The following is a 13,244-nucleotide window of genomic DNA, read 5'->3' on the forward strand; positions in this document are numbered from 1 at the left end:
ATTTCTCCTTAAGTAATCAATAAGTTAAACGTCTTCCCGGAATGGCCGGGAACGTTCCCGGCGGGAACTGTGTACCCTATACAATTCAATATGTTAACGTTCCCGGTTCCCGGATTTTTCCGGGAATGGGTAGGTTCCGGGAACGCATTTTTCCTCATCATTCAGCTCCAGATCCCAGCTGAAATTCACCGACGCCAAGTGCAAACTCACCCCCCGGAACATCGAGCCATTTTTTGATATGACTACCCGGTGCTACGCACTGCACTAGCCGTCCTGTTCGCAATAAGGAGTCAATCAACTCTGCTATCTTATGCTTGGAAAACGCCTGTAAGTCGCCTGGAAGCTCTGATCTGCGTTCAAAGACACCATTGCCGCCAGTTTTCGTGAATGGTTGGCCATTGGATGCTGCTTTACCCAGAGCCATGACAAGACTTTTACTTAAATCTTCATTGCCACTGATGCGCATAGCGAGGTCAACTGAACGATCTTGTAGTAACCCTGTCGATGATTCGCGAACATAGACCCTAACTGCTTTATCAACTGGCCAGTTGCTTTTGACCACCGCACCATTGAACACAGAGTCACGTTCATAACTGCGTTGCAATTGGGTGCAGATCTTGATGGATTCATCCTGTGAGGCTTCCCATAGGGCGTAAGACCAGCGCCCACCGTCAACTAGGGCAGTGGTGCCACGGATTGCTTCTCTGGCTTCACTGGCGCTGTGAATGGGTTTGCTACCCACTTTCTTGAAATGGTGCGCTACTAATGTGGTTGCCCCTGTTTCAGCAGCAATGCGGCCCAACCCAGCAAAGAACATGGACCCTGCGGCGGGGTCACTATTGACATCTCCGCCTGCAAAGCTTTGGAGTGGATCGATGACCACTAATCGCAGGTCTGGGATTTCCAATAGCTCCTGACGCATCTCCTCGTAGGCATCAGTGAGTACAGGGCCTTCACGACCCATGGCGACAAGGGGCATAGCACCACCTGCATTGGGCAGTGGAATCACAATCAGCCTTCTGGGATCTGGAAGATCTCCAACAAGCAGATTGAGTCGTCTGTGGATCTCATCTTGATCGTCCTCAGCGGTGAGCATGACCGCTGTACCTTCAATAGGGACCAAAGGACCTCCCAGCGCCTCTGTGGGAATGGGATTCCCTGTATGTATCTGAGCCACCTTGATGCAAAGGTCCAACAACAGCATGCTTTTTCCTGCTCCACCGATGGCGGCGACCATGCCGGGCACTCCGAGGGGAAGAACACCCTCAACCAACCACTCCCGTGGCGGGGGTGGGCCGTCATAACGGTCGAAGGTCCAATCCATCAGTCGAATGCGGCGTTTCCGGGTCTGTGGTTCCTGCCGTGGTGTTCCATGGATGAAAGCACGCACATCCATCCCTTCGGCCACGGCATCAGCGGCGTCCCACTTTTCCGGTTTTCCCTCTGGTGGTGTGAGAATGGACACTTCATGGGCTCCAGCACCCTTAACGGCTTGTGATGCCAATTGGGCGTACTCCCATCCTGCCTTGTCCCGGTCGGGCCAGATGATTACCCGCCTACCCTGGAGAACACTCCAATCGGCACGGTTGATCTGTCCCTTGGAGCCCAAGGAGGTGGTAGCCGGGATTCCCGCATCGATGAGCGCCTGGGCGCTCTTTTCCCCTTCGACCAACACCACCTCAGCGGCGTGAATGATGCCGGGGAGGTTGTAGAGGGGCGTCACCGCTGGCGACTGCCACTTGCCAGTGCGCACATCCAGGGGCCGAAACTCCTTTCGGCGGCCCGGAGGATCGTAACGGTAGACACAGACCAGTAGTTGGCCATTGGTATCGAAATAGTCCCACTTACCGGTATGGGGCCCCAACTTATCCATGGGGGGTTCACGCCGTTGAGTGGGTTGCATCGATACAGGTGGCAATCTCACGGACTCTCCCAGCCAGTCGCGCACATCATCCATGACGTCACGGAACTGGGTGCGGGTGTCCATGCCTCGTGACCGGGCCCACAACTCCAAGATATCGCCACCCGAACCTGCGGCATGGTCATACCAGACCCCGGCCTTTTCTCCCGTCAGCTCAACCTTCATGCTCTCACCGGGGTTGCCCTCCACATCTCCGATGAAGAACTGCCCATGACGAACCTTCCCGGCAGGCAACAGGTGATAAAGCACTAACTCAATCTGGCTCTGCAGGCGTGCTTTTATCTCCTCCTTTTCATGATGCTGCTCCGCAACAGAGGAAAACTCCTGCTGTCCACCGGCATCATTGAAATCGAGATATGAAGCCCCATTATTCATGCTGATAGACTCCAGCAGCGATCACTATATGCACACATACGGCACTGGAAGTGTGTCGACTCCCGGCTGATCCGGGGCAGCAGTTCATGGGCCTCTGTAGCTTTGATGATCCGCACAGCGCGATCGGACATCTTCTGCGCCAGGGAAGCATCAAACGGAACCAGTTCATGATGCAGCTCAGCTGTATCCTTGTTGATGGCGGTAAACAGAGCTGGATTAGCAGAAATGCCCGTAACCTGGGATTCCATATAGGCTTGGTAGATTGCCATCTGCGTTGCATAAACCGGTTTTGAGAGAACCACCCCCTTCTTGACCGTGTCTTTCCATGATTTGTCGTTGAGGGATTTACACTCCCATAAACAGGGGTATTTCATGAGCACACTGGGGGGGCCGGACATGATGATCCCATCCACATGCCCCTGTATCCGGCCACCGGCCGCTTCAAAGCCAAACTGTTCACCGTTGGGGCGGTTCCCCTTGGTGGTAAAGAGCTCAAACCCGGCCATACGCAACCATTTTATCGCCATGTCTTCAAAGAGATGCCCAGCGGCAAAGATGCGCAGCAACTGTCCATCGAAATCCCTGCCCGGATCTTTGGGCGCATGGGCATACTCAAACTGCAGTGCCCGCTCACAAGCCACACCCAAACGGGATGCGCCCAGGTAGGTGCGAGGCGTCTGTTGGTGATTGTCCTCCTCCAGTGCCATGTCGATGAGGTGATTGATGGTGGGGGCAACACCCCCACCGTCGTGATTGAAATCAAGCACGGCACACCTCCATCTCCCCTTTCGCAATGAGGATGGGGGGATGCGCAGGAAATGTGCGCACATCGAAGGAGACAAAAGAGGTCTCCTGATCCCGGTTGCGCCGCTCTTCCCAGGTGATTGTGCCCAGGTTGACTTTGACCTGCTGACGCCATACATCCAGATCGATGATCAACCAGCGCTTCAGGGTTGAGGAGATTTCATCCAGCGCATGGCCATAGAACATCCAGTCGCCGAAACCCTCAGCTATTTTGTTGATCTCTGTCTTACCTCCTAAGTCATGACGGCGGGAACGCATGGTAAACTCATGGCCATAGCGATCGGCATACCCCGCCCGTCGAATGCGACAGGCAATGCGCATATCCTTGGCTGTGAGTAACATCAAGTCGGTGGCCTCGTGTACATCCAGTTCCACCGGTGCCGGTGTCATGAGCAATGGGCCCACGATCTGCTGAATGGTGGGTAAGAAACGGTCGGACCATCTGCGGTCACTCTGATAGGTACTCATGCCACCTCTCCAAACTTGCCACTCTCTGCCCCCCAGGTATCAAACCCCTCCCGCTGTTCACGAGAGAACACATCGATGCGTGGGGATGGAGAAACCCGCCGGATCAGATCATAGAACTCATCGGGTTTTCGGCTGTGTTCACGGCGAGGCGCGTCAAAACAGGTGGAGAACGCTTTGGTCTCCAGAAACTCAAGACTCCCCTTGCGTCCGAACAACACAAATTCACAGTTATACTGGGGCAATCCAAAAGGTTGGAAACCACCTGGCTTGTGCCACACCATCTGGAAAATGTAGGGAAAGCCCCACTTCTCCATCAACCGCATGGCCATGGGCAGAAACTTCTGGGTAGTCCAGAGAAAGAGGTGACACTCTTCATGGGCAAGCCCACCCACATCCAGATCAGCCAACTCCACCTCACTCATGGTGGGGTAGTCGAACCCCACTTGGTCGGGTCGCTGATCCCGTTCGACCTTCTGCATGGGCCACGGGGGGTCGATGATGATGGTGCGGTACTTTCCATCAGGTAGATCCATTTTGAGGGCATCGGCACGTACCTGTGCTCGATAAGCGGCATTTTCCTTGGCTTTGCGAGAGCGGATCTCCTTGGCTGCCTCCAGGATGGCCTCCTCTCCTTTGGCCACCACCACCTGTTGCTCATTTTCTGATAAGTTGGCAACATCGGCTGCCGCTGATACCGACACATTGCCCTTATCCACCTTCTCAATTAGGTCAGGGGTGCCCTTGCGTAGGACGCGGGATGCGCTTTCGACGGACCGTGCTGATACGTTGGCCAATTCCGCAGCATGTTCACGAGAAGCCCCAACTTTACCTTGTGGCAAATTTGCCATAGGGTCTGATGAGCCTCCCTGTAACATCCGTGAACGCGCCTCCTCCTCAAACATGGGCTTCAATCGTGCTGCCACCATGGCCCGTTGGGATTCGTTAAGATGACGGCGGTGTAGGTTGAGACTGATAGAGAACGCCACGGGGTCATCCCCCTGGTAGATTTCTACAGATGGCTCTGCTCCGATGGTGCAGCAGGCGTTGTAACGGTTCCGACCATCCAGAATTCGGCCATCGGCATGCAGCCAGATGGGTTCACGCTGCCCATGATCACGCATGTCCTGGGTCAGCTCATTGAGTTCCTGCTCTGACATCAACGGGAAGATGTCGGCGATGGGGTGAAATTCATAGGTTTTCATCGAGGTTCTCCTCGTTTAGAACGGTATGTCATCAAGCAGCGTATCGGGGGTCGCTTTGGCCATATATTCCTGGTAGGCGGTGATGACCACCTCCACCATGGTGAGCACCTCTTCCTTGCTGTACGACGCAAGGGGGCGCTGCATATCGACACTGGCTACGTACTCGCCCAATAGCGGCAGTGTTGCCGCCATAGCTGCTTTTTCCAGTTTGGTAGCGTCAACCATGTTGCGCACCTCCAGTAACAGATCCACCGGCACTGCCCTGACCTTGCCAAGCAGCCAGATCAGCACATGCTGGGGATGGTTTTCCAGATGGCGCTGAAAGAGCTGTTTCTCTTTACGCTGCAAAGCGCCCAGACCGATTCGGCGGGTTTTTAACCCTGGGGGTAGTGATACCCACCCCCAGGCCGGGTCGTGCCAGGTACTTGGCCGCCTTGTCCACGCCATAGCCATCACGCCACCTCCGACAGAGCCTGACGATCCGCCTGAAAGATCAGGTTGCGAATGACCGATTTGTTAAACCGAAAGGTGAGTAGCGCAGAGGCTTGATAACGGGTCATACCCATATCCATCTGCATATCAGGCGGAAGATATTTCAGCTGCTTATCCGTTGGTGGCTGATTAAGCCAGGACTTGGTTTTGTGGGCCGACTCATCACTCTCATGCTCATTGAGCCAGTCATCGGCGGCCGCCAGGCAGACAGTACGTTCCCCGATGGAGAGCAGCCGGGTAGGCTGTCCTTTTACCCCACCCACTGCATGCCAGAAGCCGTTAAGGTAGAAGACACCGCCCCAGGCATTAAAGCCCCCCGCCATCATGGCGGCATCATCACCAAACAGGTCCACCCAGCGAAAACTGGAGCGGGCCAGAAGGTCCACCTCGGACATGATGAAATCGGCGATCGACTCAGGATTATCCTCAGGGCTAGTTACGAATTCCCAGATATAGCCGCAGAGTGAGCACTCCTGCATGGCAATGGGAAGAATGGCTTCGCATTGGGGGCATTGCTTGGTAGGCGCTTCCCCCGTCAGCTCTTTGCCATCCAGATTCACATCCTGCTCAAGAGAGCCATGCAGCAGGGATGAGATACCAAAATCCAACACCACGCAGTCGTTTTTAATCACCCCGGGGTATTCGTTGGGATCGACGGTACGCAGCCCCCTGCCCACCATCTGGATCATAGTGGATTTAAACGAACTGGGTCTGAGCAGCACGACACAGGAGGCCGGAGGATGGTCGTAGCCCTCAGTGAGGACCGCGACGTTCACCACCACCATGGCCGACCCCTTTTCAAACCGGGATAAGGTGGCTTTCCGCTCTGCTGAAGAGAGCTCCCCATGAACCATCACCGCTTCAACATCAGCTGCATTGAAAGCGTCGGTGACATTGCGGGCATGATCTACGGTGGAACAGAACACCACCGTTTTTCGGGTTCCTGCTTTCTCCTTCCAATGCTTGACCACCGCCTCGGTAACCGGAGCCTTGTTCATCACCCGATCCACCTCAGCCATATCGAAGTCATCCACCGTTTTGCGGACGTTTTTCAGCGCCTCCTGGGCCCCCACATCGATGACAAAGGTGCGGGGTTTGACCAGATTGCCCGCTTGGATCAATTCACCCAGTCGGACCTGGTCTGCGACATTGCTGAAAATAGGTCGCAGGGCCTGTTTATCTCCCCTCCCGGGCGTAGCGGTAAGACCGTAAATGCGGCAGTCCGGATTGCGATCCAGAGCGGTATCGATGATACGCCGGTAGCTGTTGGCCGCTGCATGGTGCGCCTCATCAATCACCAACAGGTCCAGCTCTGGCATGGCGTCCAAATTTTGCTGACGCGCCAGGGTCGGCACCATGGCAAAGGTGGCGCGACCGCGCCACGATTTGCCACGGGCATCCACCACGGAGGTAGAAAGCCCTGGATTGACCTTGGTGAACTTCATCACATTCTGGCGGGTCAGCTCATCCCGGTGCGCCAGAATGCAGGCTTTTTCCTCCTTCTTTTTCAGCACCTTCCCAACGACAGAGGACAACATATAGGTCTTCCCCCCACCTGTGGGACAGACCCCGAGTGTATTGCCATGTTCCTTGAGAGCGGTCACTGATCGCTCTACAAAGATTTTTTGGCGTGGTCTCAACATAACCATGGCTCACCCCCTCACTGTGCCCAACTGGGCGTTTGAGGAGGGGGTGCGGCCTGGGACTGATGCTGAGGCGCAGGCTGCTGTTGCGCAGGGGGTTGCTGCCATCCCTGTCCAGCAGGTGGTGCCGCAGGCGCAGGAGTCCCACCACCACTGTAGCCCTGGTACTCCTTGTGATCCGGGGTAATGGCGAACTTGATGACGTTTTTATCAGAATCGTCCCGCTGATCCTTCTCAACATCGATCTTTGCTAAAAACTCAATGCCATCCAGATCGGCAAAGCCGTTGATGCGCCGCGCCTGTTGAGCCTGGGGTGAGTTATCCTTATCTTTCAGACCGCGAGAAGAGTTGAGGATGGCGCGGATGAAAGAGCGTCCCATATTGCCCCATTCCGGACCCTTCTGGCTGAATAAGCCGATGTTGCTCCACACCTTCCGTTTGGCGTATTTGCCCTCAGTGATGACATATTCTACCTTGAGGAAAACAGCCCCAGTGTCGGCATTACGCGTAGCATACCCACCTGTCCAACCCCGGTTGGGGTCATCATAACCGCCTGGCTTGATGGTCATGCGCACCGGCGCAATGGTCCCTTTGGGAATCAGGTCAAAACTTTGCTGACTCTCAGCGTTGTTGAAATCGTTCCAGTTGTTATCCATGATGGTCATGCTCCTGTGTTCATTGCCATGTCGACGGGGGCGCCGGTGGCGGGGGCGGCTTCGGTCACTTTCTCAGGGCGTTCGAAGCTAAGCCTTTCCGCTGCCGGTTTGCCGGGTTGATGTATTTTCTCCATGAGGCGACCCAGATGGGGCTCCTCCACCATGGTGAGGCGACCACTTCTGTCTTTAGCCGGGTATCCCCATGGATTGAGTGTCTGGCAGATGAAGGCTCGATAAGACGGACCCTCCTCGGGTTTGATCTCCACCATGCTGATGACCTGGTCAACAATGCCGGGCAGCTCCAGGCCGGTTTTAGAACCCTCGATCTGAGCGGTGTAGTAGCGCCGGTTGAAGTCGTCGGTCTTCTCATCGAGGATACCGACGAACCAAACGTTCTTGCCCCGGGTGTGCTGGAGATGGGTGATCCAGGCGATCATCTCCTGACCATGTAGACCGTAAGCGCCCCGCAGATCTGGTTTGCCGGTCTTCTCCGAAAAAGCTTGAGGCTGTCCCTTGCACCATTGGAAGCAGAGCCGTCCAGCCACGGTGATGCTGTCCACAAAGATGCTCTGATACTTGGCCATGACCCCGGGGTCACCATACTTCTGTAAAACAGCGTCGTAGTGCGCTTGGCTGTAGTGCTGATCATCCCTCAGCGCAGGGTTGGGGCCGCCAATGAACACCGCGATGTCGCGGCACTCGTCCCAAGTGCGGGGACGGATGGTGTCCCCGGGCCACCCCTCCACGGCCAGGTCTCCGGCCTCCAGGTCGAAGAACAGGGTGGAACTCGGATCGACGGACCATAGCAGCGAGGTCTTGCCGATGCCGCTGGGGCCCAGAATTACCCCCTTGATGCCCCGTTGCTCCGCCATGCGCTGGTCGGCGCTAATGATGGGGAGCCCGCTCATGCCGCGATCTCCTGCTCATCCTTCACCGACAGTTTGAAGGTGGGCTTGCCAGCCTTGACGGTGCGTGCTCCCTCAAAAGCACTTCGGATCTGGGAGGGCCAAGCCTTGAACTTGGTCTCGGGCACCTTGTAGTCGACATCCATGTACTCGTTGGGGTCTTCACCGGCTTTGCGGATCCGGTCGAACAGATCCGAGAGTCGCTTTTGATCCCAATGCGGGCGTTTTGGAAGCTCTGCCGTTACCTGCACATCGCCGTCGAGAAAGCGCACCGTGCCAAAGTCCTTACCAGCCTCTTTGCGCAGAAGATCAGCTTTATCTGCGTAACGACGTGAAATGACGCCTTCTAGAAACTCATTGGTCAACTTGGCCGACTCCACAGCTTTTGCCGCCTGTTGTTGCAGATTGGCCAACTGTTCAGGAGAGAGTTCTGCCAGTTCGCCTATGGGCATGCTGTGTAACTCACTCAACGTGGGATTCATCTCTGTTTTCATGACTGTTTTCTCCTTCTTTTCCTCTTTGGGTTCGGGCTTCCACCGTGGAAGCACCATGTGCTGTAAAAACTGCTCTTGAATTCGGCCAAATGCCCGTTCATGGTCAATATCTAGAACCTCACACACGAATCGAAAACTACCTGGCTCTTTGGATTGACTGAGAAACCACCGCCGCAAATGCCTCACATCCATTCGAAACAGGTGGTCGTTCCAAAGCTTTGGCTTCTTCTTCCCTTTTTTTAGAAGCCTGCCTGCATCACTAATGGCTTGAGCCAATACCGCACGCCAAAGATCAATTTCCGCTTCCATGACCCTTTTCCCCCGCTTGTGTGGTGTGTTTTTTGTGATGCACCCCCTTATCTGATATATACTCAGCTCTTGTTGAAATCGTCCCACGAGGCCGCGTTTTTTTTGGAAAACCAAACTGACAGAACGAGCGTCTCAGGTCGGCAATATGCCGATATAATGTGGTTTTACTGCACCCCATCTTTTTTGAAAGCACGTGGGTACCGTAATAGGGAAGCAGATTGCACAGACGCTTCTGCATATCGGGTAGGCGCTGATAGTGATGGTGAAAATCGAGGCGAAGCTCTACCGCATCTGGACCCTCGAGGCTTCCCACATGACCGATAGCCCCTTCACGATCCAGATCGGTCAGGGTCTCCCACGAGAGTGAGTCATCACCTGGGAATCGGTGAGGGGCAGATGCCTTGTTCACCATGGTTGCGCAGCGGTTTTGTATCACCTTGTTCAGGAATGTCCGTTTGGTGCTGAGATCGGCATCAAAATTTGATTCACTCAGATGAGATGCGATTGCCAGTTCCTGCTCGACATCTTCTGCGTCCCAAGCTCTGAAGCAGGGCATCTCTGCCAATTGATTGGCCTTGTAGCGGATCAGCTTGATCGCTTGCGGATCCAGGCCGTTGTAGCTGTTGTTGGATAACATGGTCGCCTCCGTTTCTGCGTTGTTGTTGGAGACAATTATCCCGTGTTGGAAACGGTTTTTTGAGGTCACTTGAAATTTTTGCGAGACAGATGCAGTTTTTCGCCCTCTATTTTTCAATGCCTTATAAAGCACAGTGAGACACTTTAAAAAATGGTGAGACAGTTGGGTGTATTCATCCCCAAAATCAGAGGGTGGAAAAGCGGATAAAAAAAACTCAGACCAACTGGCCTGAGCATAGGGGGGGTGATTTGATTGTAGATGAGGTTCAGCGGGACTGCGGTGCTCTAATCAGGACCATATGAGGGTTGATTCGGTATCCCTGTTGGCCTCGCCGGTTTTTGAGGTTTTCAATGATACTGTCCTGCATGATAGGTAGACCCAGCTGTTTTCGGATCAGCTCCATCATCATTTTGCGTAGACGATTGAGATAGCGCCGTACCGTAACGGCATCAACCACCTCATCGGCATTCTCACTCTGAAACGCATCAGTAAGTTTGTCAGCCGTGATGATCTGATGCTCGTCAGCTGGTTTGTTCCCCATCACATCTTTGAGAAACTGCCGCCAGAGGATGCCAAAGATCTTCAACTGGGCTGTAGCTTTGGCCCCCGTAGCTTCGATACCATTGATCAAGATCTGCTCACCATTGAACGCCACCTGAAACTGGACATCAGAGTCGACCTGTTCGGGGGGATGATGATAAAGGGGTGTAATCACTTTGTTGTAGATCGGCACCGAGGTATGCGTCAACACAGGTGGCTGCGCATGCAAGGCATCACGCATCAATGAGGCAAGGTCCTGATCCCCTCGTATCAACTGTGATAGTGATGTCTTGATCAACCAGGGCTCTTCAAGAAGCCGCAGCTCAGCATTGCGGTCATGCAGAGCAACCACCACCGTCGGCGTTGAGGCCACATAGTCCCGTGAGAGGTACTTGGGATGCTCACACACCTCAACCACGCAGACAATCACCTCGCCATCGGCATGGTCACATCGATAGACTCCGTCCGTCAGGGCACGCATGGAGCCGATGGCCTCAATCTCTTCTTGCAGAAAGGAGAGTGCCCCCTCCTGATCCACCCGATAGCACAGCTCCTGAAAGGTCTGTTTCTCGTCATACTCAGGATAGACCGGATGATTGCACTCCGGGCAGCGGTAATCATCTGCCCCCTCATCCAGGCTATCCACCAAGCGGACTCTTCCACTACATAGATGATTTGGCGGGGGGTAGTCACGATCCTCAGGATTGGAACAGAGGACGTAGGTGTAAAGATCTGATGTGATCACCCCCATCTCTTCCAACTTGGCCACTTCCAATAAAAGCGCGTCCGATGGGCGATCCACACTCCAGCCGCTTTCAAGCATCAGCATCTTCATGATCTGTGCTTCTTCTCAATGGAGACCATGTGGAAGCCAAAACGTGAAGAGAGCAGCTTTTCAAAAGCGACCCGTTCACGGATGGACAGGGGCTGATCCGAATAGCGCACAGTGAACATGTCATCACACCCCAGAATCGATTCAAACTGCATCCGCACCCGTTTACCCTGATAGAGCACTTGGATGTAGTCAATATTATCAAAGGGGGTAAAGACATTTCCGAACACATGTTGAAGATGCGCTACAGGGCGGCTGATGGATTTGTCATCCCGCAGGCGCAGCTTTCCCTCCCCTTTGAAGGGAGAGGCTTGCAGTTGAAGCTCAACCAATGACAGCCCATAGGGGGTGCCCCTTACCAACTGCTCAAAAAAGCGTTTGATCTGGCTTACCTCGTCGCCCAGCCTCAAGTTCTCATATTTACAACCTTGTCTGAAATAGGCGGTCGCGATCCTATTGGCGATCTCAAGGGGAACAGAAGGACTGGAGGATGATATCCTTACTCCACGGGCGTTGGCTTCAAAATCCAGGATGATCCATTCTGGATGAAAGCCGTGGACAATGCCCACCTTCTGCACAATCTTGCTTGGCTTTTCAGCACGGCGGATGAACAGCATGGGGCGGCCATCCTCTACCAGCATGCCCTTGAAGTCACAAGTACGCTGATCATCCTTCTTGAGGTCGTATTCAGTCAGAATCTCACAGATACGCTCTGGCTGCAGAAACCCTTCAAACGGCATATCATGCTTACAATCCGTTGGACCAGACAACTGCATACAGGCAAAGCCACTTTTCTGCAGTTTATCCAGTAGGAACACATCCTTAAGCCCATTGGGATTCTGGCTAAATAGCGCAAACAGCAGCGATTTGGTGTCATACGTGGTATCGTTGATCTGGCAGTCACGAAGGGTTCGCTGATCTAACGTCGCCATGGCATACTCGGTAATGGTCACCTTAGATTTGCGGTAGGCAAAGTGATCAACTAGCCGGTAAGGGGATAACACCTCACCCAGAGCCTTCAGCGCCTCTCGACGATCAGGTAACGAGTCCCTGGTGATGGTATGGGTGCAGCGACACAGCATGGCAAGTTGACGCCCAGTTAGTTTGTCCACCCACTCCGCCATGGACCGTTCAGATTCCAATTCGGGAAGCAAATGCTGCAGACCGATCTCCAGCTCATCATCCCAAAACTCTACTTTAGGCGCAGCCGCCCGCTCAAGCACTTCCTCTATGGTGCCCATGGACCTCTCCTATCTCTGCTTTTATTATTGTTTAATGAACACTAAACCTCGCAAACAAAAAATATATGTGTGCCCTATCGCAGCTTCAGCAACCCCATATCAACGAGGCGAATCTGCATCGCCAAACCGGATACCTGAAACACTTCGGCCAGATCCCTGGCCAGATCAACCACTAACCCCTCCTCTGACGCTTCACCAGCCTCATCAAAGCGGCTCTGCATATTGTAGAGCTCTTCCGATGCGTCATAGGGATCATGGGTACCAAACACCTCTTCCCATGAACGGATCACATCCTTCTTGGGCATCAGCAGATAGCCAGCAAAACAATCCGCCTGCCACTCCATGGGATCCTTCTTGGATTTCGAACGGCATAAAATGGTCTGCCCATCCTCATCAAAACTCAGGTGGCGATGCAACTGCCAGTGACCCAGTTCATGGGCCAGAGTGAAACGGTAGCGCCCCTCCACAGATGGATCCTCTGTTGGATCCAACATCTCATTGATCACCACACGACGCTCATTCACCCAAGTCGCACCCAGCACCCCCTTTTTATTAAGCAGGGCATCAAGATCGTCAAACTCCAAAGCCAACCCCAACAAGGATTCCAGGATTTCCTCTACAGGCACAGGCGGAGCCTCTTCCATTCCAAACTTGTAATGGTAGCTCATAAGCAACTCATTGGCTGCCGCCTCAATATCCGCCTTATGAAGATAGGGAACCCTCAT

13 protein-coding genes are annotated in these 13,244 nt (G+C 54.0%); all 13 read right to left on the bottom strand.

The window, feature by feature from the left end:
• Positions 1 to 157: 157 nt before the first annotated feature.
• A complete protein-coding gene (locus MMC1_RS13300) occupies positions 158 to 2,296 on the bottom strand; it encodes an AAA family ATPase (RefSeq protein ID WP_011714205.1) in 2,139 nt (712 codons plus the stop codon).
• Positions 2,293 to 3,063 (bottom strand): PD-(D/E)XK nuclease family protein, encoded by a 771-nt coding sequence (locus tag MMC1_RS13305; RefSeq protein ID WP_011714206.1) that lies wholly within the window; start codon positions 3,061 to 3,063, stop codon positions 2,293 to 2,295. Before MMC1_RS13305 ends, MMC1_RS13300 begins: the two co-directional genes overlap by 4 nt.
• Positions 3,056 to 3,568, bottom strand: coding sequence for a hypothetical protein (locus tag MMC1_RS13310; RefSeq protein ID WP_011714207.1), 513 nt, complete (start codon positions 3,566 to 3,568; stop codon positions 3,056 to 3,058). The genes MMC1_RS13305 and MMC1_RS13310 overlap by 8 nt, the downstream gene beginning before the upstream one ends.
• Complete coding sequence (locus tag MMC1_RS13315; protein ID WP_011714208.1) at positions 3,565 to 4,770, bottom strand: Spo0J and IME4 domain-containing protein; 1,206 nt, start codon at positions 4,768 to 4,770, stop codon at positions 3,565 to 3,567. The genes MMC1_RS13310 and MMC1_RS13315 overlap by 4 nt, the downstream gene beginning before the upstream one ends.
• Before the next feature lie 15 nt (positions 4,771 to 4,785).
• Positions 4,786 to 5,223: a DUF6511 domain-containing protein gene (locus MMC1_RS13320; RefSeq protein WP_011714209.1), complete on the bottom strand. Its 438-nt coding sequence runs from the start codon at positions 5,221 to 5,223 to the stop codon at positions 4,786 to 4,788.
• Positions 5,223 to 6,905 (bottom strand): DEAD/DEAH box helicase, encoded by a 1,683-nt coding sequence (locus tag MMC1_RS13325; RefSeq protein WP_011714210.1) that lies wholly within the window; start codon positions 6,903 to 6,905, stop codon positions 5,223 to 5,225. The genes MMC1_RS13320 and MMC1_RS13325 overlap by 1 nt, the downstream gene beginning before the upstream one ends.
• A 17-nt stretch (positions 6,906 to 6,922) precedes the next feature.
• On the bottom strand, positions 6,923 to 7,561 hold the full coding sequence (locus MMC1_RS13330) for a hypothetical protein (RefSeq protein WP_011714211.1): 639 nt from the start codon (positions 7,559 to 7,561) through the stop codon (positions 6,923 to 6,925).
• Positions 7,562 to 7,566: 5 nt separating this feature from the next.
• Entirely contained in the window at positions 7,567 to 8,469 is a 903-nt protein-coding gene (locus MMC1_RS13335) for an ATP-binding protein (RefSeq protein WP_011714212.1), read from the bottom strand.
• Positions 8,466 to 9,269 (bottom strand): hypothetical protein, encoded by an 804-nt coding sequence (locus MMC1_RS21300; RefSeq protein WP_011714213.1) that lies wholly within the window; start codon positions 9,267 to 9,269, stop codon positions 8,466 to 8,468. Before MMC1_RS21300 ends, MMC1_RS13335 begins: the two co-directional genes overlap by 4 nt.
• On the bottom strand, positions 9,253 to 9,906 hold the full coding sequence (locus MMC1_RS13345; protein ID WP_011714214.1) for a sigma-70 RNA polymerase sigma factor region 4 domain-containing protein: 654 nt from the start codon (positions 9,904 to 9,906) through the stop codon (positions 9,253 to 9,255). The genes MMC1_RS21300 and MMC1_RS13345 overlap by 17 nt, the downstream gene beginning before the upstream one ends.
• 265 nt (positions 9,907 to 10,171) lie before the next feature.
• On the bottom strand, positions 10,172 to 11,281 hold the full coding sequence (locus MMC1_RS13350) for a hypothetical protein (RefSeq protein WP_011714215.1): 1,110 nt from the start codon (positions 11,279 to 11,281) through the stop codon (positions 10,172 to 10,174).
• Complete coding sequence (locus MMC1_RS13355) at positions 11,278 to 12,519, bottom strand: hypothetical protein (protein WP_011714216.1); 1,242 nt, start codon at positions 12,517 to 12,519, stop codon at positions 11,278 to 11,280. Before MMC1_RS13355 ends, MMC1_RS13350 begins: the two co-directional genes overlap by 4 nt.
• 74 nt (positions 12,520 to 12,593) lie before the next feature.
• Entirely contained in the window at positions 12,594 to 13,244 is a 651-nt protein-coding gene (locus MMC1_RS13360; protein ID WP_011714217.1) for an ImmA/IrrE family metallo-endopeptidase, read from the bottom strand.

Origin of the sequence: Magnetococcus marinus MC-1 (assembly GCF_000014865.1) — a bacterium.
GTDB classification, from domain to species: Bacteria; Pseudomonadota; Magnetococcia; order Magnetococcales; family Magnetococcaceae; genus Magnetococcus; species Magnetococcus marinus.